Origin of the sequence: Nocardia sp. NPDC052566 (genome assembly GCF_044547285.1) — a bacterium.
In the GTDB taxonomy this organism is placed as follows: Bacteria; Actinomycetota; Actinomycetes; order Mycobacteriales; family Mycobacteriaceae; genus Nocardia.
The window spans coordinates 130,015-155,235 of record NZ_JBIUAF010000004.1 but is presented as its reverse complement, the minus strand read 5'-3'; the positions used below and the strand labels follow the sequence as shown (position 1 = coordinate 155,235).

Below are 25,221 nucleotides of genomic sequence, written 5' to 3'. Positions count from 1 at the left end.
GCGCGGTCCGGCCGATCCGCTGTGCCATGGACACGCCGCGCCGCAGGCACGGCAAAAGCGACAGAGCCTACCCTGGAACGCATGACCAACCCGAACGATCCCTGGGGGCAGCGGCCGGAAGACGCGCCGACCGAGCACCTGGGCGCGCCGGGCAAGTCCGGGTTCGAGCCGCCCATGCACACCTCGGACCCCACCGAGGCGTACGGGCATGCCCCTGGCGCGCCGAGCGCGTATCCGGCCACCGAACAGTTCGAGCCGTGGTCCCCGCCGCCGCCCAACGCGACCCGCGCGTATCCGACCGGTGAGAGCCAGTCCTACGAGACGCCGTGGACCTCCTACGGTGACCAGCCCGGCGGCCCGGTGCCACCGGGTGGTCCGGTGCCGCCGGGGCAAGCGCCGCCGCCCAAACGCAATACCGGGCTGTGGGTGCTGCTCGCGATCGGCGTCATCGTGCTCGTCGCGGTGGCAGGCCTGATCGCGGGTGTGCTGCTGGGCAAGAACGATTCGACCGATACCGCCGCCTCGGCGCCGACCACGACGGCCAGGTTCCCGGCACCGGCGACGCCGCGTTCCGGTCAGCCGACGCCCTCGGTGAATCCGAGCATCCCCGGCCTCGGCGACATCGATCTCGGCGCGACCATGGGCACGATCACCGCCAACAACAACGGCACACTGACGCTGAACAGCCTCGTCGGCGGGACAGCGGTGACCGTGCGGACCGACGAGCGCACCCAGGTGGTGTCGCTGGCCGGGAGCAAGGTGGCCGATCTGCCCGTCGGCGATGTGGTGCTGGTCCAGGGCGACAAGTCGCCCGACGGTTCGGTGCTCGCGAAGGTCATCATCAGCACCTCGCTGCCAGGCGGCGGAAGATGAGCCGCCGCGCTGGGTTCATGCGCGGTCTGTCGACGGACTTCGTCCGACTGCGTCGATTAGGGTAGACGGCGATGACGGCTATGTGGTTCGGGTTGGCGGCGATCGCGCTGGTTGGTGCGATCGTGCTGCTCTATTTCGATCGGATCCAGCGGCAGCGGACCGGTCATGCGCGCCAGAGCTGGGCGAAATCCCAGGGCTATACCTATGTTTCGGTCGAACCGGCACTGCCGTCGACCTGGCGGCGTGGCGCGCTGGCCAAGCTCGGCTATCTATCGGCCGTCGATGTGGTGTCCGGTGTGCGCAAGGGCGAGAAGTTCGTGCTGTTCGATCTGGAGGATTCCGCGACGCTGGTCGCGGTGCGCCGCCAGATCGGCTCCGACATCGATATCGACATGCGGCTCAAGACCGCGTCGCCGCCCAAGGACGCCGATCTGGAACTGCTCGGCGCGATCGGTGACCGGGTGGTCTTCGCGACCAATCCCGAGATCGCCAGGCACGCCGTGGATCAGCGGATGGTCGCCTTCATCGAGACGCTGCCCGATACGGTGCAGATGCTGTGGAGCGAAGGCAATTGGACGCTCGGCATGCTGGCCGTCGGCACCTCGTCGCGCGAATGGGAGACCGCGATCGACGCGGTGCTGCGGCTGTCCGGTCTGCTGCACGTGCTGCCGCCGGTGGCGGAGCCGGGGCGCGGCGTCGATTCGGCGCACGATCCCGGCCGCCCGCATCCGCGCACCACGTCGCGCGGCGGCGAGCCGGATGAGTATGGCGCGGACGACGATTCGGATTACGACGATCCGGCCGGGCCCGATCTGCGCAAGGGCGGCTACGACAAGTCCTACGACGACGACCCCTACGACGACGAGCCCTATCCGCCGGACGCGCCGAGCGAGGCGCCGCGGCGTCCGTCGCTCGCCGTTGTCCCGGACGCGCGCGCCAGGGCGACCGGCGATCGCGCCAGGACCGACGATGATCGGGCGCGGACCACCGACGACCGCACCGGCGCCGATTGGCCGCCCGCCGACGACGAATGGGCCGACGATCCGCGCGACCGCCGCCCCGCACCGCGCGGCGACGACGCACAGGACCCGCCCGGCGGGCCGTTCCACCCGGGTTTCCGCCCGTACCAGGGACCTGTTCCGCAGTGATCCGCCGCGCTCGTTCCGTGCCGCGGTGATGACCGGACGTTCCGCGCGCCTGCCCGGCGCCGTCCGTCCTGTCGCCATGATCACCGGCCCGACCTCGGGGATCGGCTGTGGCTACGCCGCACGCCTCGCCGCACTCGGCTACGACCTGGTTCTGGTCGCCCGCGACGAGGAACGGCTCGCCGCGCTCGCCGTCGATCTCGAGCACCGCTTCGGCACCCGCTCCGAGGTGCTGCCCGCCGATCTGGCCACCGCGGCCGGCCGGGATCGGGCGGTGGCCAGGGTGGCCGACGGCGTCGAATTCCTGGTCAACAACGCGGGATTCACGGTGTCCGGCGAGTTCTGGACGCTGCCGCCGGAGCGGCTGCAGGCGCAGCTCGACGTCAACGTCACCGCGGTGCTGCAGCTCACCAGGGCGGCGCTGCCGCCGATGATCGCCGCGGCCAAGGGATCGGTGGTCAATGTGGCCAGCGTCGCCGGTCTGGTGCCGGGACGGGGATCGACGTATTCGGCCTCGAAGGCCTACGTCGTATCCTTCACGGAAGGGTTGGCGGGCGGGCTCGCCGGCACCGGCGTCCGTGTACAGGCGCTGTGCCCCGGGTTCGTGCGTACCGAATTTCATGAGCGAGCCGGTATCGAGATGTCCTCGCTACCGGAAGCGCTGTGGCTGTCTGTCGACCGAGTTGTCGCGGACTCCCTGCGTGATCTGGAGAAGGGCCGGGTGCTCAGCGTGCCCGGCGTGCAGTACAAAGCGATCACCGCCGTCGCCGGAATACTCCCGCGAACCCTGGCGGCCCGAATGAATCGCGGTCTGTTCAACGCACGCGGAAGGACTTGATAACAGACATGATCGATCAGGCAAGCAACGATCGCGACCGATTGGCGGCGCTCGTGCGCGAGCTCGCCGTCGTGCACGGCAAGGTGACGCTGTCCTCGGGCAAGGAGGCCGACTACTACGTCGACCTGCGCCGGGCCACCCTGCACCACGGCGCCGCGCCGCTGATCGGCAAGCTCCTGCGCGAGCTGGCCGCCGACTGGGATTTCGACGCCGTCGGCGGGCTGACCATGGGTGCGGATCCGGTCGCACTGGCCGTCATGCACGCGCCGGGCCGCCCCATCGACGCGTTCGTGGTGCGCAAAGCCGCCAAGACGCACGGTATGCAGCGCCAGATCGAGGGACCCGACATCGTCGGCAAGCGGGTGCTCGTCGTCGAGGACACCACGACCACCGGCAACTCACCGCTCACCGCGGTGCGCGCGCTGCGTGAGGCAGGCGCGACCGTGGTCGGCGTCGCCACCGTCGTCGACCGGGAGACCGGCGCCGACCAGGTGATCGCCGCCGAGGGGCTGGAGTACCGGTCGATCCTCGGTTTGAAGGATCTCGCGCTGAGTTAGTTACGCCGGACGTCCGCGAACCGATACTCACATCGCTGTGCTGTATCGGTGGCGCTCGCGGACCATGCGTGGTCGCGCAACCCGCTGCCAGCAGGCTGGTCCGGTGTATCGCTGGGTTAGCCTGGACGTTGGTCTAGTTGTCCGTCCGTGAAGGGTCGTGTGAGTCACACCGTGGTGAGCCTTGCAGTTAACAAGAGTCGTGCGAACGTTGCGATGCTCAGCATCGGTGCCTATCGACCCCAGCGCCTGGTCAGCAATGCCGAGGTGTGCGAGGTACTCGACTCGACGCCCGAGTGGATCTTCGAGCGCACCGGTGTCCGCAATCGCCGCTGGATCAGCGGCGACGAGACGCTGCAGTACATCTCCGCGCGGGCGGGCGAGCGGGCGCTGAACAACTCCGGCATCGACCGGTCCAAGATCGGCGCGCTGATCCTGTGCACCTCGAGCTGGCTGAAGCTGACCCCGCACGGCGCCCCGAGCGTCGCGGCCGACCTAGGGATGAACGGCATTGTCGCCTTCGACCTGACCTCGGGCTGTGGTGGCTTCGGCTACGGGCTCGGGGTGGCCGCGGACCTGATCAGGGCGGGTTCGGTCGATTACGTGCTGGTGATCGGGGCCGAGACGATGACCGTCGGCCTCGATCCCACCGACCGCGGCACCGCGATGATCTTCGGTGACGGCGCGGGCGCCGTGGTGGTCGGCCCGAGCGAGGAGAACGGCATCTCCCCGACGGTCTGGGGCAGCGACGGCGAGAACGCGGGCGCCATCGCCCAGGACATCGACTTCCTCGAATACATGCAGCGTGCCCAGGCCATGCAGGGCGTCGACCCCGAGGTCGAGAAGATCGGCCGGATGTCGCTGCGGATGGAGGGGCCGCGGGTATTCCGCTGGGCCGCCGTCACTTTGCCGCGCGCGCTGTCCACCGCGCTAGAGGTGTCCGGGGTGGCCAAGGAGGACATCGAGGTGTTCGTGCCGCATCAGGCGAACGCCAGGATCAACGAGCTGATGAAGAAGAACCTCGGCCTGGCCGACGATATCCCGATGGCCAACGATATCGAGAACACCGGCAATACGTCGGCGGCCTCGATTCCGCTCGCCATGGAGGAGATGCTGGTGACCGGCAAGGCCAAGGGCGGTCAGCTCGCGCTGCTGCTCGGCTTCGGCGCCGGGCTGAGCTATGCGGGGCAGGTCGCCGTGCTGCCACCCGCTCCGGCCGAGCCGAGCTTCTAATAATGTCGCGCCCGTTCCGGGCCGGTTTCCTCGCCGCCGCGGCGGTCACCGTCTACGGTGCGCTGACCGGCCGCGAGAAGCTGCAGTTGATCGCCAAGCCGCTGATGATGCCGCTGCTCGCGGCGGACGTGGCCACCGCGGGTAAGGACATGGCACCGGCCGACCGGACCGTCCTGCTCGGCTCGCTCGGCGCGGCCACCCTCGGTGACGTCCTGCTCATCGAGCCGGACAACGATCGCCGATTGATCGCGGGCGCTTCGGCTTTCGCGGTGATGCAGGCCGGATACGCGACGCTGTGGTGGCGCCACGGCGCGCGCCCGCGCGTCGATGTCGCGCTGCCGAGGCTCGGCGCCTGGGCCGGTGCGGCGACGCTGATGAGCGCCAAGGCGCGCACCGTCGCGGCTCCGCTGGCCGCCTACGGCGCGGCGCTCGGTACCGCGGCCACCCTCGCCTCCGATCCCCGCCTCGCGCCCGAGGCGAAAACCGTTGCGGGCGTGAATGTTCCCGGTGCCGATCCGCGCAGTCGGCTCGGTATCGGCGCACAGCTGTTCACCCTGTCCGACGGCCTGATCGTGCTGCGCCGCATCTTCGCGCGCGGCGAGCGCGCACGCCGGGTCGGCGAGGGCGTCATCCTGGCCACCTACGCCGCCGCGCAGTATCTGCTGGCCGACCCGAAGGCGCACGAGCGGCCTCGCGCATAGCGAATCGCGGCACCGCACGGGACGGGCCAGCGAATTCCCTTGTGGCAGTTCACAGTACGAGGATGATGCGGTCGCGGTTCTGTGGGTCGACCCTGATGGACACGGTTTCGCCTACGGCAAGCCGGGATTCGTCGACCGGCATGACGTCGAAGACGATGGAGCCGTGGTAGGTGGCGGAGCCGGGAATGGTGAGCTCGAGATCGAATTCGGTCAGCGTGCTGTGATGATCGGTGCGCTCGATCGGGTGCGCGGCCTCGATGGTGGCCCACCCCTCGATGCCCCGCCGCCACAGCCTGCGATCCGCGCGTGACGGGCGCACCGCGAGCAGCATGCCGATCCCGACGCCCGACCCGAACAGGCCGACCAGCGCCACGATCTGATACGGCAGCGTCCCCGGTGGCGTGTGCTGGACCAGCCAGCCCAGCCACAGCCCGAGGATCACCAGGTACCCGGCGGTGACGCCGAGCACCGTGCGGAGAATGCGCGCGTGGTCCATCCGAGCCTCCGCCCCGGCCGATCAGATCTCCAGGATAGTTCCGGCGCCCTGCCACCAGGGTCTCATCGGCATTTCGAATATCAATCGGAATTCTTATTTATCCGAAACTGATTTCACGGTGACGCGCTCGGTGACGGGGTATACCGATTACCGTTTTACTGTTTGCCGCGTGAGTAATGCATATCCGGAAAACCATCCGAAGGCCACCACGATCATGGTGCTCGGCATCCTCGGCCTGGTGCTGTGCCAGCTCCTCGGCCCCGTCGCATGGATCATGGGCCGCGGCGCGCTGCGCGAGATCGACGCCTCGGGCGGTCGCCTCGGCGGTCGCAGCAACGTCAAGGTCGGCTACATCTGCGGCATCATCGGCACCGTCGCGCTGGTCCTTGCCGTCGTCGCCGGTGTGGTGGCGGCCGTCAGCGGCGGCGGTGGCGACACCGCCGAAGCATTCGGCCTCGGCGCCGCGGTGTTCAGCCTTTGAGCCGCAGCACCGCGAGCACCCGCCGATGATGCGTATCCGACGGCGGTAGATCGAGTTTCGTGAAGATATTGCCGATGTGCTTTTCCACCGCGCGCTCGGTGACGGTGAGTGCCTCCGCGATGGCGTTGTTGGACAACCCCTGTGCCATCAGTTCAAGCACTTCACGTTCCCGCGGTGTGAGCCTGGCCAGCGAATCCTGTTGCCGCGACGCGCCCATCAACTGGCTCACCACCTCGGGATCGAGCGCGGTGCCGCCGGTGGCGACCCGGTAGAGCGCGTCGACGAACTCGCGCACATCGGCGACCCTGTCCTTGAGCAGATAGCCGACGCCCGCCGCGCCACCGGCGAGAAGTTCGGTGGCATAACGGGTTTCGACCCACTGCGAGAACACGAGCACACCCGTCATGGGGTACTTGCGGCGCAGCTCGATGGCGGCGAGCAGCCCCTCGTCGGTGAAGCTCGGCGGCATCCGCACGTCCACGACGGCGACGTCGGGATTGTGCTCGGCGACCACGTCGGCCAGGGTGGTCGCGTCGCCGACCATCGCGACCACCTCGTGCCCGCGCTCGGCGAGCAGACCGGCCAGGCCGTCGCGCAGGATGGCGTTGTCCTCGGCGATCACGATCCGCAGGCTGGATGTCTCGGTCATCGGGCCGCCTTCGGGAGCAGGATGGTGACAACGGTGGGGCCGCCGGGCGGGCTCTGCACGGTGAGTGTGCCGTCGACCGAGCGGGCACGCGCGGCCAGTCCGGCGAGTCCGCTGCCGACACCCAGCGCCGGGGGCATAGGTGCGAGTACGCCGCCGATTCCGTTGTCGCGCACGGTGATCGCGATGGTGTGCGCGTCGTGCGGCAGCGCCGAGACCCAGGCGTTGGTGGCGTTCGCGTGCTTGACCACGTTGGTGAGCAGTTCGGCGACGGAGAAGTAGGCGATCGCCTCGACCGCGGGATGCGGGCGCTCGGGCAGATGCACGCGCAGCTCCACCGGCACCGCGCAGCGGGCGGCGAGCGTTTCCAGCGCCGGTCCGAGACCCAATTCCAGTGCGGGCGGATGGATTCCGCGCACCAGCTCGCGCAGCTCGGTGAGCGCCTCCTTGGAGTTGGCGCGCGCGTCGGCGATCAGATCGGTGGGGTCGCCGCCCGCGGCGAGCCGCTCCTCGGCGCGGCCGAGCGACATCGCGATGGTCACCAGCCTGGCCTGGGTGCCGTCGTGCAGATCGCGCTCGACCCGCCGCAGCGTCGCCGCCGAATCGACCACCGCGGCCCGCCTGCTCTCCTGCAGTTCGAGCAGCCTGCGGTCGCGCGTCGTCGGGCTCAGCAGCGCCATGGTCAGCAGGCGGTGCACCAGGCAGACGAGGCGAAGCACCCACGGCAGCACGAAGCAGAGGACCACGCCAACCGCCGAGAACGCGATGACCCCCGGCCAGGTTTCGACGTAGGAGTCGCCGAACTGGAACAGCGAATGGTGTTCATTGCCTTGGGCATCGATGTTGATCGGGTGGAACAGCACCCATGGGATCGGTGAGATCGCGAGGAAGACCACCATGGCCGTCACGATCAGCACGAAGTAGCCGAGCACTGCGCCGAGCGCCGCCTGCGCGATCAGGAACAGCAGCGCCCGCCAGCTCGTGCGATCGGTGAAGGCGCTCTTCAGGAACCCGAAGAAGCCGGGCTCGGGGCGGAAAGGCGGCGGTGCGTCCAGCGGTGTGTCGAGCAGGTCCTTGCAAAGCGCCCGATAGATGACGCCCCACAGCCGCGTGCCGAGCAGGACACCCGCGAGCACCGGTATGCCGATGAGGGTGAACGAGATCATCAGTCCGCCGCCGAAGCCGACGAACCCGTAGACCCACACGAAGCAGCCGAGGATGAAAACGGTGAGGATATACGCGAATTCCTTCCAGGTCCGAGCCTGGATCGGCGCACGAAGGATCGCGCGGGCGACCTTGCTCGCCGTCGAGCCGGTCCGGCCCGCGGACGGGTCGAGCACGAGGGTGGGTTCGGCCTGTGTATCCGTCATGGCTCCATCGTTGTCGCGGCGGCGGCGGTATTCGATCGGGCTGTCCGCCGAATTGATGGTGTAGCCAGCTACACCATTCGGCCGCCAGCCTCTAGCATCCAGCTGTGAGCGCGGGATCGCGCCGAGTGCAGCGGAGGGGACCATGAACTATCCACAACAGCCGTACGGGTATCCAGCCTATGGTCCGCCGCCGGATCACCCACAGGCCACCACCGTGCTGATCCTCGGCATCCTGAGTCTGGTCGTCTGCGGTGTGCTCGGCCCCTTCGCCTGGGTGATGGGCAAGCGGGCGCTCGACGAGATCGACGCGTCGGGCGGCGCCGTCGGCGGGCGCGGCAATGTCCAGGCGGGCTATATCTGCGGGATCATCGGCTCGGTCATGCTGCTGCTCGCCATCGTCTCCGTCGTGGTCTTCGTGATCCTGCCGCTGATCCTCGTCAGCGCAGGCGCCGCCACCACCTACTGATGTCGGCCGCCCGGCCGGAATTAGGATCAGCCGGGTGAATCACGCCGACACCTCGGAGCACGACCTCGCCGGACCCACCGAGTGGGGCGAGCATCCGCACGGTGTCGGGCCGTGGGCCGACGAGCACGCCGTGCCACCGCCGGACGATCCGCGCCTCGACCCCGAGCTGCTCGCGAACGGCGACCGCCGCAATGTGGTCGACGCCTACCGGTACTGGACCCGCGAGGCCATCGTCGCCGATATCGACCTGCGCAGGCATCGCTTCCACGTCGCCATCGAGAACTTCGGGCACGACGCGAACATCGGCACCGTGGTGCGCACCGCCAACGCCTTCGCCGCCGCGGCCGTGCATATCGTCGGCAGGCGCAGGTGGAACCGTCGCGGCGCCATGGTGACCGACCGCTACCAGCACATCGAGCACCACACCGATATCGCCGAGCTGCTCGCCTACGCCGAACGGGCCGGGCTGACGGTCGTCGCGGTCGACAACGTGCCAGGGTCGGTGCCGCTGGAAACCGCGGAGCTGCCGCGCGACTGCCTGCTGCTGTTCGGGCAGGAGGGGCCCGGCGTCACCGAGCACGCGAAGGACGCCGCGCTGATGACGGTATCGATCGCGCAGTTCGGTTCCACCCGCAGCATCAACGCGGGTGTCGCCGCGGGGATCGCCATGCACGCCTGGATCCGCCAGCACGCCGATCTCGCTACGGCGTGGTGAGACGCGCGCACACGCACAACTCCGCTTCGAATCAGTCACAAATCGGACACGGAAATCCATATGGAACTGGCACCATTGACAGCATGACCTCGCGGAGCGGCCAGCATCCACCGACCAACTCCGGCGCCGCCCAGAGCAATACCGGCGCCGGCCGGTCCGACGTGCCGGGCAAACGCCGCTGCGGCGATCAGTCCGATACCGGTGGCGCCACGCCGGCCGTCTGGTCGGAGCGCGCCGATATGGCCGAATCCGCGATCATCTCCCGGCACCTGCGGGCGCTGTGGGCCTTTCCCGGTACGGAATTGGGCGTGGTCGGCTGGCCGGCCACCAAACGCGAACGCGGCTTCGCCTCCTGGCATTACTGGTGGCAGGCGCATCTGATCGACTGCGTCACCGATGCCGCCAACCGGACACCGACCGCGGCGCGCCGCAAACGACTCGCCGCGCTGACGCGCTCCCACCGCATCCGCAATATCACCGGCTGGACCAACAGGTACTACGACGACATGGCCTGGCTCGCCATCGCGCTGGAGCGCGCCGAACGCACCCAGAACATCACCGGTGCGCGCGCGGCGTTGATCGCGCTGGAGCGCCGGCTCTACGACGCGTGGGCTCCGGCCAAGGGTGGCGGACTGCCGTGGCGGGTCGCGTCGGATTACTACAACGCACCGGCGAACGGGCCCGCCGGCATCGCGATGATCCGGCTCGGGCACGTCACCAGGGCGCAGGAGATCGCCGACTGGCTCGACGCCACGCTGGTCGACAAGGAATCCGGCCTGATCCTCGACGGCATCCACCTGCCGTCCGGTGAGATCGAGACACCGGTGTTCACCTACTGCCAAGGCGTTGTCCTCGGTCTGGAGACCGAGCTCGCGGTGCACACCGGCGAGCCGAGGCATACCGAACGGGTGCACCGGCTGATCGCCGCGGTCGAGGAGAGGATGACGACGAACTGCGTCATCCACGGCGGTGGCGGCGGGGACGGCGGCCTGTTCAACGGCATTCTGGCCCGCTACCTGGCGCTGGTCGCGATGATGCTGCCGGGCGACGGCCGTGCGCAGATCGCCGACCGGCGCATCGCGGCCACCCTGGTGCGCGAATCGGCAAGCGCCGCATGGGCGAATCGGCTCGAGGTCGAGGGCGAGCCGCTGTTCGGCAGCGACTGGAGCAGACCGGCGCAACTGCCCGGCGGCAGCGCGGGCGCGGGCCGGTTCACCGCGGGCGGTTCGGTCACCTCGTCGAAGGTGCCGGAGCGCGATATGTCGGTGCAGCTGTCGGGATGGCTGCTGATGGAGGCGGCCTACCTGGTCAGCGCGGCCGGGTTGTAGTCGGCCGGTTCAGTTTTCGGCGTCCGCCGCGCCGGACGGTGTCGGCTCCAGCTCGAATTCCTCGGCGGGCTTGCGCATTTCCTGCCGGTAGTGCCGGACGCCGAAAATGGTGCCGAGGATCAGCCCGACCACCAGCGTGCCGATGACACCGGGCATCAGCCACGGCACCCGCTCCAGGAAGCTGCCCGCGTAATAGCCGATGAGCAGCAGCACCGGCGCCCAGATGATCGCGCCGATGGTGCTCGCGATGGTGAACTTGCGGTGATCCATGCCCGCCGCACCCGCCACCGTCGGGCACAGCGTGCGCACCCACGGAATCCAGCGCGCGACGAGCACCGCGAGGAAGCCGTGCTTGTGCAGCAGTTCGGCGACCCGCTGCAGGTTGCGGGTGTTGATGTAGCGGCCGTTCTTGCGGGCGACCAGCCGGTGCCCGGTGCGCTTGCCGATGACGTAGCCGGTCTGGTTGCCGACGATCGCGGCGACCATCGCGCCGAGCGAGAGCGCCCACACCTGTGCCTCACCGGCCGCGTTGGAGGCCATCACGATGCCCGCGGTGATGAGCATCGAGTCACCGGGCAGGAAGAGCCCGAGGATGACCGCGCACTCCAGGAAGACGAAGGTCAGTACCACCGTCCACACCAGCGCCGGTCCCGCCGAGATCAGCGGATCGAAACTGCCCACCGCTAGGGGCAACTGCGCCGTGGACACGGGCTCAGCGGGTCTGCTCGTTCGTCGCGGCGGTCAGCCCGGCCTCTTGCGGGACGCTTTTGTCGCCGCCTCGGTTGAGCAGCCGCTTCGCGACGTGGAGGATGCCTGGCAGGATCGAAAGCAGCACGATCAGCAGGAAGATCGCCTCGACGTTCTTCCTGATGAACTCGACGTTGCCGAGGAAGTAGCCGAGTACGGTGACGCCGCCGCCCCACAGCACCGCGCCGACGATGTCGAAGGCGACGTACTTGCGGTAATCCATCTTGGAGACACCGGCGAGCACCGGCATGAAGGTGCGCACGATCGGCACGAACCTGGCCAGGATGATCGTCTTCGGCCCGTGCTTCTCGAAGAATTCGTGCGTCTGCGTCACGTAGTGCTTCTTGAAGAAGCGGGTGTCCTCCTTGTGGAACAGCGCGGGCCCGATCGCCCTGCCGATCCAGTAGGCGCACTGATCGCCGGCGAACGCGGTGAGCATGACCAGCGGCAGCAGCACCCAGATCGACACCGGCGGGTTGTCCTGTGCGGAGAGCAGACCACCGGTGAACAGCAGTGAGTCGCCGGGCAGGATCGGGAAAAGCAGGCCGGTCTCGATGAAGACGATCGCCAGGATCGCAGGCAGCACCGCGTTCTTCAGCCATGTCTCCTGCAACAGGTACATGGGATCCAGCAACTGCGGGAGCGCGACGTTGTTCGCCACCGATTCGGTCGCTGCCAGCAGAATCACGCGGCCTCCTGTCCGGGTACGGCTGGTCTGCATCGCTCACCACCGCGGGGAAGCCGCCAGCCCGAATTACCCGGACCACAGTACCGGGTGCTGTGTTGGATGTGCAGCGCCTGCGGCGCTGCGGGGTTGGCGGCCCCCTGATGTCTCGCGTCCGAGCGGCTGCAGGGGTGCATGGATATCGCCTGCCTCTTAACACTAGGAAAGGCCGCTGGCTTACGCTTGGCCCTGACAGAATTGTCTCTTGCCGCACGAACACGGAGGTCTTCACAGTGCCCATCGCGACTCCGGAGGTCTACGCCGAGATGCTCGGTCGGGCCAAAGCGAACTCCTTCGCCTTCCCGGCCATCAACTGCACCTCGTCGGAGACGATCAACGCGGCCATCAAGGGTTTCGCGGACGCAGGCAGCGACGGCATCATCCAGTTCTCCACCGGTGGTGCGGAATTCGGTTCCGGCCAGGGTGTCAAGGACATGGTCGTCGGCGCGGTGGCGCTTGCCGAGTTCGCGCACGTTGTCGCCGCCCGCTACGACGTGACGATCGCGCTGCACACCGACCACTGCCCGAAGGACAAGCTGGACACCTTCGTGCGCCCGCTGATCGCCATCTCGCAGGAGCGGGTGAACGCGGGTAAGCACCCGCTGTTCCAGTCGCACATGTGGGACGGCTCGGCCATCCCGATCGACGAGAACCTGGACATCGCCAAGGAACTGCTGAAGTCGACGCACGCGGCCAACATCATCCTCGAGGTCGAGATCGGCGTCGTCGGCGGTGAAGAGGACGGCGTCGAGGCCGAGATCAACGAGAAGCTCTACACCTCGCCGGAGGACTTCCAGAAGACCATCGACGCGCTCGGCGCGGGCGAGAACGGCAAGTACCTGCTCGCCGCGACCTTCGGCAACGTGCACGGCGTGTACAAGCCGGGCAACGTGGTGCTCAAGCCCGAGGTGCTCGCCGAGGGCCAGCGCGTCGCGGCCGCCAAGCTCGGCCTGGCCGAGGGCGCGCAGCCGTTCGACTTCGTCTTCCACGGCGGTTCGGGCTCGCTGAAGTCCGAGATCGACGACTCGCTGCGCTTCGGTGTGGTGAAGATGAACGTCGACACCGACACCCAGTACGCGTTCAGCCGCCCGGTCGCCGGGCACATGTTCGCCAACTACGACGGTGTGCTGAAGATCGATGGCGAGGTCGGCAACAAGAAGGTCTACGACCCCCGCAGCTACCTGAAGAAGGCAGAATCGTCGATGGCGGCGCGTGTCGTCGAGGCGTGCAATGATCTGAAGTCCGCGGGACGCTCGATCAGCGCCTGAACCTTTTACCCCACGGGGGGCTCGAGAACACATGAGTCTGGATGTACGTGTGCTCGGGCCCGTCCGGCTGCTCGTCGGCGGTGAGCCGGTGGCGGTCGGCGGGCCCAAGCCGCGGGCCTTGCTCGCCGCGCTGACCGTTAATCGGCGGCGCGCGGTGTCCTCTGCCGCGCTGGCCGATATGGTCTGGAACGAGGATCCGCCCGATTCCTACGCGGCGAGCCTGCAGGTATTCGTCTCGAATATCCGTAAGGCGCTGCGTAATTCGGGTGTGGATCCGGCCAAGGTGCTGCGCACCGAGTCCTCGGGCTATCGGCTGGAGATCAGCGAGGAGGCCTGCGATCTGGGCCGCTTCGAGGCGTCGCGGGAAGCGGGCGCGCGGGCGGCCGAGGTCGGCGATCATATGGGCGCCGCCCAGCTCTACGGCGCCGCGCTGCGCGAATGGAGCGGTCGCGCGCTCGCCGATCTGGCCGGATTGCAGTTCGCCGACAGCTTCGCCACCGCGATGGACGAGGAGCGGCTGCTCGCCGCCGCCGCTCGCATCGACGCCGAGATCGCCTGCGGGCGTGCGTCTTCGGTGATCGGCGAGCTGGTCACCATGACCACCGAACATCCGCTGCGCGAACCGCTGTGGGGGCAGCTGATCACCGCGCTGTACCTATCCGGCCGCCAGGCCGATGCGCTCGAGGCGTGTCGCCGGGTGCGCGCCGTGCTCGCCGACGAGCTGGGTATCGATCCGGGGCCGGCGCTGATCCAGCTGGAACAGCGGGTGCTGCGCCAAGAGCCGCTCAGCACAGTCGAATTCAAGCGCGTCGAGCGAATGGCCGCCGCGATGACCGAGACCGTCACCGAGATGCCGCGCGCGGTGCGCAGCGGTCAGTTGCGCATGCCGGACGGCCGGGTGATCCCGATCGGCCACGCGGGCATGCGGATCGGCCGGATGACCGATAACGATCTGGTGCTCGACGATCCGAAGGCCAGCCGCTACCACGCGCACATCATGCCGAGCCGGGCCGGACTGCTGATCAAGGATCTGCATTCGGCCAACGGCGTCTTCGTCAACGAGGATCCGATCGACAGTGGTGCGCTGCTCGCCGACGGCGACATGATCCGGATCGGTGCGACCGTGCTGACGTTCCAAGCCGCGGGTTAGTCAGATGTCGCCTGCGTCGCAGGCGACGCCGTCGCCGTCGGAGTCGAGGTAGGACCAGTAGCCGGGCTGGCCTCGGTGCAGCCGGAACTTGCCGTCCGCCCTGGCTTCGGCGCAGCTGTTGTAGAAACCGGTGTGCCCCTCCTTCTTCGGGCGGTCCTCGGGGTAGTAGGTGTCGCCGTTGCCCCTCGGCCCGCTGCGCTCGGTCGTGACCGTGTCGTCGGGGTGTATCGCGCTCGCCACGGGGGCGAACACCACACCCGCCGAGAACAGACAGGCGGCGGCGACGGCGGGGAGGGTACGGCGTGGGATGTCGGAAACCTTCACGCCCTCCATCCTGCGCCGTAATCCAGGGAGGTGCTTGTCAAGAGCGCTGGCCGGAGCTGTCGCGCAGCATCGGTGCGCGGTCGGCCGCGAGCGGGAATCTGTTGTGCGGATCGGAAAGTCGCAGGTGATCTTGGTGGGTCAGGGGGTAGGGTCACTCGCTGGTGCGTGTCCTACCTGACGATTCCGAGGGGTTGACTATGGCCAGGCGGGTGATGGCCGCGGTCGGCGCTGTGGTGTTCGGGGCGGGGGTGCTGGTGTACGCCGATCGGCCCGCCGCCGCCGCGCCGGAAGAGCGGACCGTGGTGGCCGGTGGTGGCCCCTGCGTGAGCGATCCCAAGCCGACCCATGAGGCACTGGTGCCCAAGACGCTCGAGGTGCCGATTCCGTATCCGGCGATCACCGTGGTGCCCCAACGCCCCGTCGACCCGGTGCCGACCCGCACCGCGATGGAGTTGCCCGCCGACCCGTGCACCAATCCGTGCCCGGATCTGACGGATCTGCCCGCGCCGCCGCCGAGCCTGGCGGGCAGGCTCGGCATTCCGGAAATCTTGTTGAACCCCAAGCCTTTCTACTTCGCCTTCCCCGGTCCGAGCCCGGATCCCGGGCCGGTGCCGCCGCCACCCGCGCCCGTCGAGCCCGCGGTCGAAGCGGCGCCCCAGGTTCCGGCCAGGCAGGCGCCGCGAGTCGCCGCCGTGCGCGAGGTGGCCAAGCAGACCGGCGCGAATTCGGTGAACCGCACCGATAAGCGCTGGCAGGTGGACGGCACCGATCTCGGCATCATGTGGGAGAGCAAGCCGGGGGAGATCGCCACCGCGTTCGGCGACACCGTCGGGCGCGGCTTCCATCCGCCCGGCGGCATGGGAATGGATTGGCGCAGCAACGTTTTGGCGTTCAGCACCGACACCGACCTGTCCGACGGGATGACCTACGACCGGATGGTCACCGACGACCGCTGCCACGCCGCCGAGGTGCTGTCCAGCCGCAAACTCGACAACGTCGAGATCACCACCATCCCCACCTCGGGATTCGCCCTCGGCGACCGGCAGTACATGAGCTACATGTCGATTCGCACCTGGAACAGCATTCCCGGCAGCTTCTTCACCAACTACGGCGGCATCGCCTACTCCGACGATCACGGCCAGACCTGGACCAAGGATCCGTACGCCCGCTGGGACAACATCTTCGGACTGTCGAATTTCCAAGTGAGCGCGATGGTTCCGCAGGGCGACTACGTGTACATGTTCGGCACGCCCAATACCCGCCTCGGTTCGGTCGGCCTCGCCAGGGTGGCCAAGGATCAACTGCTGAACATCACCGCCTACCAGTACTGGCGCGACGGGAACTGGACGCCGGTGCGTGCCGCGGGCCTGGTCAGCCCGGTCGTCGAGGGCACCGTCGGCGAGCTCTCGGTGCGCTACGACGCGTCCAGGAATGTCTGGCAGATGAGCTATCTCGACACCGCGCGCACCGCCATCGTTGTGCGCGAATCGGATTCACCGCAGGGCGGCTGGTCCGATGCCGTGCCGACCGTCAAGGTCACCGATTATCCCGAGCTCTACGGAGGTTTCATCCACCCGTGGTCCTCGGGGGCCGATCTGTACCTCAACATTTCGACGTGGAGCGATTACAACGTCTATCTGATGCACGCCACCCTCGACTGAAACCGGCTCAGGCGAAACGTACTTCGGCGATCGCGCGCCCGAACAGCTTGCGCCCCTCGGCGGTTCCGCCGAGCAGCACCGTCGCGGTGCGGCGCTGCGGGTCGAGCGATTTGATCTTGCCGGTGAATTCGATGCGGCTCGCCGCGGCGGGCGCCACCGGCACGAAACCGGAGAACCGCACGCTGAACTTCTCGATCGCCGTCGGATCGCCGATCCACGAGGTCAGGTACTCGGCGGCCAGACCCATGGTCAGCATGCCGTGCCCGACCACGCCGGGCAGGCCGGCCAGCTGCGCGGCCTCATCGCTGAAGTGGATCGGGTTGGCGTCGCCGGATACGCCCGCGTAGTTGGCCAGATCGCCGCGGGTGACCCGCGCCGAGCCAGGCGCCAGCTGCTGGCCGGTGACCAGCTCGTCGAAGTCGGGGGTGGTGTTCACCGGGACGGCCGTGCGCTCGCCGACGATCGGCGGCACATCCGAGCCGAGTTCGATCAGCGCTTCGCTGTCCGCGACACTCGCCGACGCGATCTTCGGCACGTGCATCATGATGTTCTCGACCGCTTCGGTGAGGTTCGGGTCGACCACCGCGCCGCGGCGCGCGACGATCGTGGTCGTCCCGACCTGCGCGACCTCGCCGTGCTGATTGGTCAGCGCGAACTTCACGGTGATGAAGTCGTTGTCGCCGTACTGGCGGATGGATTCGATGGCGATATCGCTGGTGAGCCGGTCACCCGCGACGAGCGGGCGGTAGATCTCGAAGATCTGGTCGGTCTGCAGCATCTGCGACAGGTCGTACTCGGTGAGCACGGTGTCGAGCAGCGCGTGGGTGATGGTCAGGCCGATCGTCGAGACGAAGGTCGGCGGCGCCACGATGCCCTGGTAGCCGAGTTTGCGCGCATCCGCCTCGTGGTGATGCGCGCCGTGCTGGTTCTGTACCGCGCGCGCGAACTCGCGAACCTTTTCTCTGCCGACCTCGTAGTGGTCCCGAACCCGGAACCGCTGTCCTGCCAGCGTCGCCGTTGCTGCCGTGTCGTCGGCAACCGGCCGCGCCATTGTCTCACTGCCCATGATCCGGGTCATGCTACTTCCGAAGCGGTCGATTGACCAGGTAGATGTGACGCGTACTACCGAATATCGCCAGGTGGAAGGCCTAACGCAACGCTCTGGGCGGCGGTGGGTGGTCGTAATTGCGACGAATCAGACAGGTTGGTGCTAGCGCTTTTACGCCATGGCGCGGCGGCGCTCGCCGGAGCGGATCCGGCAAGCGCCGACGGCACTACGGGGTGCCCGGCGGCTGATCGCAGACCTTCCACCCGTCGGCGGTGCGCTGCAGATCGAAGGTGCGCGCCGAACGCTTACTCGGATCGGCATCGGTGTAGACGATGGCCTGCGCGATCGCGGTGTTGTCGGTGATGCGGATCGCATCGATGGTCTCCACCACCGGAACGCTCTTGCGCTCCATGGACAGCCGGTGCACCGCGGTGAACTGATCCTCGGGTAGACCCTGGTAGTAGTCGTGCAGCATGCCGCAGGTCGAACTGCGCAGCGTGGCTAGATCGCCCTTCTTCAGCGCATCCGTGTAGTCGGTGATGACCGCGCGGACCTTGGCCTCTGGCGAGTTGTCGTCCGAATTCGCGACGACCGCGACGATCACCGCGATCAGCGCGACCACCAGCGCCGCGGCACCGGCCACCGCGATCAGCCAGCGCCGCGGCTTACGCGCGGCCGCGGGCGCCGCCGGCGTCACCTGCTGCTGTGCGGGCAGCTGACCCGACGGCTCGATGCGCTGCGGCGGCGCGATCGTGCGCGGCTGCGGCGGGCGCGGGCCGAGCACCGACTGCGCGGGCAGCGTCGGCTGCATATCGGCGGGCGACGGCGCGGTGGCGACCTGACGCGGTGCGCCCGGCGGCCGCGGCGCCGACGGCCTTGTCTCCTCGGTGGGATCGGGACCGCCCTGCGGCGGCGCCGAAGGCCCCTGCGGACCAGGCTGTTTCGGTCCCGGCGCGGATCGCGGCGTGCTCGGCGGCTTGGTCAGCGGCGCGGGCCCGCCTGCGGGCGTGGTCACCCGATCGGTGCCTGCGGGCTTGCCCGGCTGCTGAATCGGCAACGCCATGGTCTTCGCGTCGTCCACAGCAGGCACGATCCGCATCGCGACCGTCTTGTCCTCCGACCCCGGGACCTCATCCTGCGCCGGCTCCGGAGCCTTTGTCTGCATCGAAACGGTGACCGCATCGGGATCCCCGGCCCCCGCGTCGACGGCCGCAGCGCCCTCCGCGACCGGCGGCACCGTTCGCATCACGGTGGTGACCGCCTCGGAACCCGTGGTTTCACCGCCGGATTCGCCGGATCCCTGCTGGTCCTGCCCGGCAGTGGCCTCTTCCGCGGCCTTATCCGCTTGCGCGGCAGGCGCTTCCGTCGCACCGCCGCTCGGCGCGGCGGCAGGTGCTACCGGCGATCCGGCTGGCTGCGTCGCATCGATCCGGTTGATCTTCGGAATAGCGCCTGGTTCAGGCGGACTCGCCGGTCGCTCCGCCGCAATGCCTTGACGGACCGTCGGCGCGGCATCGCCACCCGGTGCGGCCGTTCCCGCGCCGGTGCCGATCCCTTGCGCGCCCGCATCGCCCGCCGGAGTGTTACCGGCAGCGGACGCTGCGGCTGGGTTGCCGTGACCGGCTACAGGTGTACCAGCGTTACCGGGCGTTGCTTGTTGCGGCGCGCTACCCCCCTGAGTAGCAGCGGTTTCCGCGCCGGAGCCTGCCCCTGGCGCGGAGTCGGGTACCGAGCCCGGGGCGGCCGAGCCGGGAAGCTGAGTCGGTGCAGTGCCTACGACCGCCCCGCTCGATGCTGCGCCGCCGGGTGTTGAGCTCTGACCGGTCGGTTGAGTCGCGGCTGGAGACGGTGCACCTGTGGCATTGCCCGAGCCGGGTGTCGATCCGGCAGTGGGCTGGTGTGCGGCTTCGGCCTGCTGCGTTGCCTCGGCGGTGGCCGAGCCTGCCGTCGGGCCGCCCGCGGTTGTGGCGCCGGGGTTCGGGTTGCGTTGGATCGCAGCGGTTTCCGCGGTGGCGTCGACCGTGGGTGTGGTGGGAGTGCCGGGCGTAGGGGCGGTGTTCGGGTCATCCGAAGAGCTCACGGGGGTACCTGGCTGTGCCACACCGGGGGTAGGCGCTGTGGCCTCTGCTGTCGACTGGCTTGCCGGGGGTTGGCTCGCGGGGGTGCCGGGCTGTGGCATCGCGATGGTCGGCGCCGCGCGGCCCGGTGCCTGCGGGGCTGCGACAGGGTTCGGCTGGGCGGGGGCCGGGGTGGCGCCGGGGTCGGCGGGCTTTTGTTCCGCGGGGGTGGGGCGCGTGGCGTCCGCCGCGGGGCGCGCGGCATCGCTCGCCGGGTTCTTTTCGTCGTTCGGGTCGGACACCACTACCCCTCGCTCAGGCGGAACTGTGAACTCGTCGGCCAGCGTAGCGGCAGTGGCAGGACCGAGCCCGCCTTTGACCAAGCGCTCCGCCGGACAAGGGTGGTGCACAATGATCCGCATGACCTCGTTCGGTGATCTGCTCGGACCGCAACCAGTGCTTCTACCCGAAAACTCCGACGCGGAGCAGGCTCTGCTCGACAAGGCCGATCCGGTTCAGGTGGCGGCCGAACACCCGGCGGCCTCGATCGCCTGGGCCTATCTCGCCGAAGCCGCGCTCGGCCGCGGCGAGGGCCAGGAACCCGCGATCAACCACGACATCGTCGCCGCCTACGCGTTCGCCCGCACCGGCTACCACCGCGGCCTCGATCTGCTGCGCCGCAACGGCTGGAAGGGTTTCGGCCCGGTGCCGTGGAGCCACGAACCCAACCAGGGTTTCCTGCGCAGCGTCGGCGCGCTGGCGCGGGCGGCGAAGGTGATCGGTGAGACCGAGGAATACGCGCGCTGCCTCGATCTGCTGGAGGATTGCGACCCGCGCGCCGCGGCCGAGCTCGGCCTCAACTGAGCCAGCGTGCTCGACCCGAATTCGCCTGTCGCCGTCGCCAAAGCGAGCACGGTCGAAACGCTGCGGGAGGCGTGGGCGCGGTTACGCCTTTCCGCGCTGCCGATCGTCCAGTGCGCCGTCGGCGCGGCGCTCGCCTGGTTCATCGCGCACAAGGTGGTCGGGCATCCGCAGCCGTTCTTCGCACCGACCGCGGCGGTGGTGTCGATCGGTATCTCGTTCGGCGCCAGGCTGAAGCGCTCGGTGGAGCTGGTGGTCGGCGTCGCGGTCGGCATCGGCATCGGTGACCTGTTCATCACCAGGGCAGGCACCGGTGTCTGGCAGATCGCGCTGGTGGTCGCGGTCGCGATGGCGCTCGCGGTATTCCTCGACGGTGGCTCGATCATCACCATGCAGGCGGCCGGTTCGGCCGTACTCGTCGCGACGCTGCTGCCGCCGTCGGCGGGCGGCGGCTTCGCGCGGATGATCGACGCGCTGGTCGGCGGCCTGGTCGGCGTGGTGATCGTCGCCGCGATTCCGCTGCACCCCGTGCGCAGGGCACGCGAGCAGGCCGCGGAAATCCTTGCCGTGATGGGGAAGTCGCTCGCCGAGGGCGCGGACGGGCTGCTCGCCCAGGACCCGGAGAAGGTGCGGACCGCGCTGGAGGCGGTCCGCGCGACCCAGCCGCAGATCGACGCGCTGCGCGCCACCCTGGAGGGCGGCCGCGAGATCAGCCGGATCTCACCGCTGTACTGGAACTCGCGCGCCAGGCTCGATCGCATCAAGGCCACCGCGGATCCGCTGGACAACGCGGTACGCAACACCAGGGTGCTGCTGCGCCGCTCGCTGAGCCTGGTCCTGGACGACGAGATCCTCGACCCCAGGCTCATCGACGAGGTGGAGCGGCTCGGCCAGGCCGTCGAGGTGGTGCGCAGGATGATGCTCGCCGATCCGGGCCAGCAGCCGGACCAGGCCGAGGCGGCCAGGGTGCTGCGCTCCGTCGCCAAGGAGGCGCGGCCGGAACTGGTTGAGGGCGCCGGTCTTTCGGCGCACGTCGTCTTCGCGCAGGTGCGCTCGACGCTGATCGACCTGATGCAGGTGTGCGGGGTGAAGCGGATCTCCGCCATCGCGCTGCTGCCGCCGACCGTGCCGAACCCGCACGTGCCGCCCGCGGTCTAGCTACAGCGTCGACTACTCAGCCGATTTCGGACATTACCGGTCGCCGCATGTCCGCGGCCGACGCGCCGCGCGCCGAACAGCCGCGCTTTGGGGTAGTCGGCTACTCGTGTTCGACGCGCCGCCCGGCCCTACTTTGAGCTGGTACCGCAAAACGACGAGGGGTGTTGCGGTCCAGCTTCGCTCACGCAGTCGCGGCCTCACCGGCCATTATTGGTGTGGTGGCCGGGCGGGAGGGGCCGCGAGCAGCGAAGGCGAGGAGCAGAGCCGCCTTGGTCAATGAGGTCGACCAAGGCGGCTCTGTGTATATGGCAGCGCCTGCGGCGCTGCGGGTTGGCGGCCCCCTGTGTCTCGCATCCGAGCGGCCGAGACTCGCGCCTGCGGCGCATGCGCTTCGGCCGCTCGGATGCGAGACGGGCCGCCAACGGTCGCTCGTAAGACTCGCTCCGGACGGGGTTTTCGGTGCTTCGAACGTTGCGGCTGCGGTGGCTCACAACCAGAATCGGACGAGGTAACCGCCGTACTGGGACCAGATGCGCGGGACGCCGGAGAGTTCGAAGATGGCGTAGATCATGCGGCCGTATTCCGGTGTCCTGGGCGAAGATCGCGGAAATGTCCGATGACCTGCGCGGCAGTTCCTATTCGTTCTCAGCAGTTTCGGCTGCTCCCCGGCCTCGCACGGCCTGGCGACGGCCTGATTCCAGCTATGGCCGTCTGCTCCGGAGGCAGCCCCGGGCCGGTTTTCGGGATACCTGGATGGTCGTTGCTGTCCGGCCACCTGGCGGTTTTCTCCGGCTGTGTCTGGCTGTGTCCGGCTTAGTTCGCGGGACTTGTGACATCGTGGTGACATCGAGCGTCATCATGGACCGTCTGATTCGTAGTCAGTCAGATGAGGTGTACCTAATCATCGTGCCTTCCAGTGGTTGGGTGATGAGCGCGGCGGGGATGTCGTCAGTGCCGTCGGCGTTGTCGTCGGATCTGTCGTACGCTCCGGGGGCGGACTCGGGCAGTTCTTCGAGATATCCGGAGCGTCGTCTGTCGGACAATGCCTCTAAAAATTAATGTGTATCAAGCGGTTCCTTAATCGCGATAATTAGTATGTGCTGTTGGCCTACCTAGATGAGTCGTATGACGCGGGAGAGTACTGGGTAGCTGCCGTCATTTGCCCGGCTGATGAGGTTCTCAAGCTGGCAAATAGCCTTGACGAGGTAGCAGGCAAAGCAGCAAGCGCGTGGTCAATTGATCCGCGGGCCGAGCTTCACGGAAACGACCTCGTGCAAGGTAAGAACGGCTGGGTCCGACTCGCACCACAGATCCGTGTGCGCATCGGCGTCTACCACGACGCACTGAAGGCCATCGCCGGGACTGCCGATCTGAAGCTGATATATCGAGGTGTCGACAGGAAGGCACTTGTGGCGCGGTATGTGAACCCGTGGTCACCACATCGAGTCGTGTTGGAGCACGTTCTGCAGTCGATTAACGGCTACGCAGTCTGCGTCAGCCAGCCTGTTTTGGTCATCGCTGATGAGGTTGGCGGTCACGACGGTCACCGTAAGAGCGTCTGGGAGTACCAGCATGTTGGCACCGGTGGCTACTTTGGAACGAAGTTGGAGATGGTGGCCGACACGATTCACTTCGCGCCCTCGTGCGACAGCCGCCTGCTACAGGCCGCCGATTTGGTCTCGTACTTGCACTATCGGATCCGGCGTACACCGATCGTAGATCCTCGCGCCGAGAAAGCTAATGCCATGCTATGGGCGACAATTGAGCCGAACGTACATTACAGATACCTCTGGACACCCTGAAATGCACGACGACCCCGCACTCATTGGCGGGGTCGAAGGCTAATCGGAATCCTCTCGGATGTCCTTTTATCAGGCTAACATGCGAACACTCATGTGTGAACAGAGAACTCGATCACAGTATTACAGCTATTGCGATCACAAAATGCAGGAAGATTGCCCCTGGGATGGCTGGGGATGCATCCAGATGTGGCCTCGCGCCGCACCGACTGCTCTTCTCCCAGCTTCCTCGTCCCGGCCATCCCTGAGCGGAGGGAGGGCGTGTCAAGGGCGCTCTTTCCCTTGACACGCCCGAGTGAGGTCAGACAATTGGGCCATGAGGAGGCAGGGGGCCTACGTGACCATCGGCCACCGACCAACCGCGGCGTGCATCTCCATCTCGTCTCCATCGGCCGGGACCCACAGCTGGTCACCCCGTACGGTGCCGGCCGATTCGTGCTCGGGCTGCGGGAGAGCAAGCCGGGTACGGCTCTCGTCGTGCCCAGCACTTCCCGGTTATCGCAGAGGTGACCATGCATGTCCTGGAGCAACATTGGAGGCGCAACCGTGCCGCCGACGTGCCGACGCGCCCGGCGGTGAGGTTCGAGCAAGACGGTTGCGCGTCGTAGCGCGGCGGCGGCGCGGTAGCGCCGCCGCAGGCGCTCTTGATCCTGTATGGCGAAATTCGGCAACTGATCGTGAAAGGGCGTGGTGCCCGGGAGAATTGCCTACATGACTGGCCTAGCGCTGACGACCGAACGACGGACCGAGCTGGCTGCGCTGCTGGACGACGAGCAGCGGCTACGAGCGGAGTATCCCCGGGTGGCGGACTACTTGGACACGGCTCCGCAGCTGTCGGGTACCGGTGATGCTGGAGCTGATTCGGCGTTCGACCTTCGTCTTGTGCATTACATGACGGGTGGGGAATCGCCTACGGGGAACCCGTATTGGGACATCGTCGGCCCATCGGTAGGTGATGGCGATGGCGGCCGTGTGGTGAATGGCGGGCGGGCGAATGGGAGTGTGCGTCTGGGGTTCGCTCAGACGATCTTGCAGTCGGTGTACGCCTACGCGGTGCCGTCACCGGAGACGTTGCGGTGGATCGGCGAGTTCAGCGGGGGAGCCAAGGTGCTCGAACTCGGTGCGGGCCGCGGATACTGGGCACGCCAGTTGGCGGACACCGGGGTGGAGGTGGCTGCGTTCGACTCGGAGCCGCCGGACCAGGTGGAGAACGTTTCATTTCCTGGCGCTTCCGGCCAACGCGACATCTGGTACCCGGTTGGCGACCTGGATCAATTCGCGGCCGAGCGCCAAGGGGAGGGCGTCCTGTTCATGTGCTGGCCGCCCGGCTGGGGCTCGCCAATGGCGTCGGAGGCCTTGCGAGCGTTCGAGAAGGCGGGCGGTGAACGCGTCGTCTACATCGGCGAACCGAAGGGCGGGAAGACCGGCGATGATGCCTTCTTCGATCACCTCAGTGCTGCCTGGCACCTCGAATCCCAAGATGCGCAGCATGTTTCGTGGTGGAACCTGACCGATATCTGCCAGGGGTGGGTTCGCCGCCGCTGAGCGGACATGACAACGCCCGGACGATTGCTCCTG

At 68.0% G+C, this 25,221-nt stretch carries 25 protein-coding genes; 17 read left to right on the top strand and 8 right to left on the bottom strand.

All coding sequences use genetic code 11. From position 1 onward, the window contains the following. Nucleotides 1-81 precede the first annotated feature (81 nt). From ACIG5A_RS20440 to ACIG5A_RS20415, 6 genes are all read left to right on the top strand, one after another. Nucleotides 82-873 (top strand): DUF5666 domain-containing protein, encoded by a 792-nt coding sequence (locus tag ACIG5A_RS20440; RefSeq protein WP_397242183.1) that lies wholly within the window; start codon nt 82-84, stop codon nt 871-873. Nucleotides 874-944: 71 nt separating this feature from the next. Beyond that, nucleotides 945-2,021 carry a hypothetical protein gene (locus ACIG5A_RS20435; protein ID WP_397242181.1) on the top strand — a complete coding sequence of 359 codons (1,077 nt, stop codon included), beginning with the start codon at nt 945-947 and terminating at the stop codon, nt 2,019-2,021. A gap of 28 nt (nt 2,022-2,049) precedes the next feature. Further along, nucleotides 2,050-2,856, top strand: coding sequence for an SDR family NAD(P)-dependent oxidoreductase (locus ACIG5A_RS20430; RefSeq protein WP_397243926.1), 807 nt, complete (start codon nt 2,050-2,052; stop codon nt 2,854-2,856). Between the two features lie 8 nt (nt 2,857-2,864). Then, complete coding sequence (pyrE, locus tag ACIG5A_RS20425; RefSeq protein ID WP_397242179.1) at nt 2,865-3,413, top strand: orotate phosphoribosyltransferase; 549 nt, start codon at nt 2,865-2,867, stop codon at nt 3,411-3,413. 171 nt (nt 3,414-3,584) lie between these two features. Then, on the top strand, nt 3,585-4,643 hold the full coding sequence (locus tag ACIG5A_RS20420) for a beta-ketoacyl-ACP synthase 3 (RefSeq protein WP_397242177.1): 1,059 nt from the start codon (nt 3,585-3,587) through the stop codon (nt 4,641-4,643). 2 nt (nt 4,644-4,645) lie between these two features. Next, the gene (locus tag ACIG5A_RS20415) at nt 4,646-5,344 is read left to right on the top strand and encodes a lysoplasmalogenase family protein (protein ID WP_397242175.1); all 699 of its coding nucleotides are present in this window, start codon (nt 4,646-4,648) and stop codon (nt 5,342-5,344) included. Between the two features lie 49 nt (nt 5,345-5,393). Here the strand turns inward: ACIG5A_RS20415 and ACIG5A_RS20410 are convergent, their stop codons facing one another. After that, nucleotides 5,394-5,840: a hypothetical protein gene (locus tag ACIG5A_RS20410; RefSeq protein WP_397242173.1), complete on the bottom strand. Its 447-nt coding sequence runs from the start codon at nt 5,838-5,840 to the stop codon at nt 5,394-5,396. 169 nt (nt 5,841-6,009) lie between these two features. Between ACIG5A_RS20410 and ACIG5A_RS20405 the strand changes: the two genes are divergently transcribed. Further along, on the top strand, nt 6,010-6,321 hold the full coding sequence (locus ACIG5A_RS20405) for a DUF4190 domain-containing protein (RefSeq protein ID WP_397242171.1): 312 nt from the start codon (nt 6,010-6,012) through the stop codon (nt 6,319-6,321). Here ACIG5A_RS20405 and ACIG5A_RS20400 read toward each other — a convergent pair. Both ACIG5A_RS20400 and ACIG5A_RS20395 read right to left on the bottom strand, forming a co-directional pair. Beyond that, nucleotides 6,311-6,970 (bottom strand): LuxR C-terminal-related transcriptional regulator, encoded by a 660-nt coding sequence (locus tag ACIG5A_RS20400; protein ID WP_397242169.1) that lies wholly within the window; start codon nt 6,968-6,970, stop codon nt 6,311-6,313. The genes ACIG5A_RS20405 and ACIG5A_RS20400 overlap by 11 nt on opposite strands. After that, entirely contained in the window at nt 6,967-8,337 is a 1,371-nt protein-coding gene (locus tag ACIG5A_RS20395) for a sensor histidine kinase (protein ID WP_397242167.1), read from the bottom strand. Before ACIG5A_RS20395 ends, ACIG5A_RS20400 begins: the two co-directional genes overlap by 4 nt. A 142-nt stretch (nt 8,338-8,479) precedes the next feature. On the opposite strand from ACIG5A_RS20395, the gene ACIG5A_RS20390 reads away from it, so the two are divergent. From ACIG5A_RS20390 to ACIG5A_RS20380, 3 genes are all read left to right on the top strand, one after another. Continuing rightward, nucleotides 8,480-8,803: a DUF4190 domain-containing protein gene (locus ACIG5A_RS20390; RefSeq protein ID WP_397242165.1), complete on the top strand. Its 324-nt coding sequence runs from the start codon at nt 8,480-8,482 to the stop codon at nt 8,801-8,803. Nucleotides 8,804-8,837: 34 nt separating this feature from the next. Further along, nucleotides 8,838-9,518 (top strand): TrmH family RNA methyltransferase, encoded by a 681-nt coding sequence (locus tag ACIG5A_RS20385; RefSeq protein ID WP_397242163.1) that lies wholly within the window; start codon nt 8,838-8,840, stop codon nt 9,516-9,518. Nucleotides 9,519-9,757: 239 nt separating this feature from the next. Next, nucleotides 9,758-10,846 (top strand): glycoside hydrolase family 76 protein, encoded by a 1,089-nt coding sequence (locus ACIG5A_RS20380; RefSeq protein ID WP_397243924.1) that lies wholly within the window; start codon nt 9,758-9,760, stop codon nt 10,844-10,846. 9 nt (nt 10,847-10,855) lie between these two features. On the opposite strand, the gene ACIG5A_RS20375 is transcribed toward ACIG5A_RS20380, so the two are convergent. Continuing rightward, nucleotides 10,856-11,554, bottom strand: a complete 699-nt coding sequence (locus ACIG5A_RS20375) for a DedA family protein (RefSeq protein WP_397242161.1) — start codon at nt 11,552-11,554, stop codon at nt 10,856-10,858. Nucleotides 11,555-11,558: 4 nt separating this feature from the next. Then, complete coding sequence (locus ACIG5A_RS20370) at nt 11,559-12,215, bottom strand: DedA family protein (protein ID WP_397243922.1); 657 nt, start codon at nt 12,213-12,215, stop codon at nt 11,559-11,561. A gap of 335 nt (nt 12,216-12,550) precedes the next feature. On the opposite strand from ACIG5A_RS20370, the gene fbaA reads away from it, so the two are divergent. Together fbaA and ACIG5A_RS20360 are read left to right on the top strand one after the other, a co-directional pair. Then, a complete protein-coding gene (fbaA, locus tag ACIG5A_RS20365) occupies nt 12,551-13,585 on the top strand; it encodes a class II fructose-bisphosphate aldolase (RefSeq protein WP_397242159.1) in 1,035 nt (344 codons plus the stop codon). A 31-nt stretch (nt 13,586-13,616) separates the two neighbouring features. Further along, complete coding sequence (locus tag ACIG5A_RS20360; protein WP_397242157.1) at nt 13,617-14,735, top strand: BTAD domain-containing putative transcriptional regulator; 1,119 nt, start codon at nt 13,617-13,619, stop codon at nt 14,733-14,735. Here the strand turns inward: ACIG5A_RS20360 and ACIG5A_RS20355 are convergent, their stop codons facing one another. Then, a complete protein-coding gene (locus tag ACIG5A_RS20355; protein ID WP_397242155.1) occupies nt 14,736-15,059 on the bottom strand; it encodes an excalibur calcium-binding domain-containing protein in 324 nt (107 codons plus the stop codon). It abuts the gene before it with no gap. A gap of 197 nt (nt 15,060-15,256) precedes the next feature. Here ACIG5A_RS20355 and ACIG5A_RS20350 point away from each other — a divergent pair, with 197 nt between their 5' ends. Next, nucleotides 15,257-16,720, top strand: a complete 1,464-nt coding sequence (locus tag ACIG5A_RS20350; RefSeq protein ID WP_397242153.1) for a DUF4185 domain-containing protein — start codon at nt 15,257-15,259, stop codon at nt 16,718-16,720. Nucleotides 16,721-16,727: 7 nt separating this feature from the next. Here ACIG5A_RS20350 and ACIG5A_RS20345 read toward each other — a convergent pair whose 3' ends face one another. Then, nucleotides 16,728-17,786, bottom strand: a complete 1,059-nt coding sequence (locus tag ACIG5A_RS20345; protein WP_397242151.1) for a fused (3R)-hydroxyacyl-ACP dehydratase subunits HadA/HadB — start codon at nt 17,784-17,786, stop codon at nt 16,728-16,730. A gap of 208 nt (nt 17,787-17,994) precedes the next feature. Then, the gene (locus ACIG5A_RS20340; RefSeq protein WP_397243920.1) at nt 17,995-19,014 is read right to left on the bottom strand and encodes a hypothetical protein; all 1,020 of its coding nucleotides are present in this window, start codon (nt 19,012-19,014) and stop codon (nt 17,995-17,997) included. 1,231 nt (nt 19,015-20,245) lie between these two features. On the opposite strand from ACIG5A_RS20340, the gene ACIG5A_RS20335 reads away from it, so the two are divergent. The 4 genes from ACIG5A_RS20335 to ACIG5A_RS20320 all read left to right on the top strand — a co-directional run bounded on the left by ACIG5A_RS20335 (nt 20,246) and on the right by ACIG5A_RS20320 (nt 25,188). Further along, nucleotides 20,246-20,689 carry a DUF3151 domain-containing protein gene (locus ACIG5A_RS20335; protein ID WP_397242149.1) on the top strand — a complete coding sequence of 148 codons (444 nt, stop codon included), beginning with the start codon at nt 20,246-20,248 and terminating at the stop codon, nt 20,687-20,689. Between the two features lie 6 nt (nt 20,690-20,695). Further along, nucleotides 20,696-21,844, top strand: coding sequence for an aromatic acid exporter family protein (locus ACIG5A_RS20330; RefSeq protein ID WP_397242147.1), 1,149 nt, complete (start codon nt 20,696-20,698; stop codon nt 21,842-21,844). 1,097 nt (nt 21,845-22,941) lie between these two features. Then, nucleotides 22,942-23,646, top strand: a complete 705-nt coding sequence (locus ACIG5A_RS20325; RefSeq protein WP_397242145.1) for a DUF3800 domain-containing protein — start codon at nt 22,942-22,944, stop codon at nt 23,644-23,646. A 684-nt stretch (nt 23,647-24,330) separates the two neighbouring features. Beyond that, nucleotides 24,331-25,188, top strand: coding sequence for a hypothetical protein (locus tag ACIG5A_RS20320; protein WP_397242143.1), 858 nt, complete (start codon nt 24,331-24,333; stop codon nt 25,186-25,188). Nucleotides 25,189-25,221: the final 33 nt, after the last annotated feature.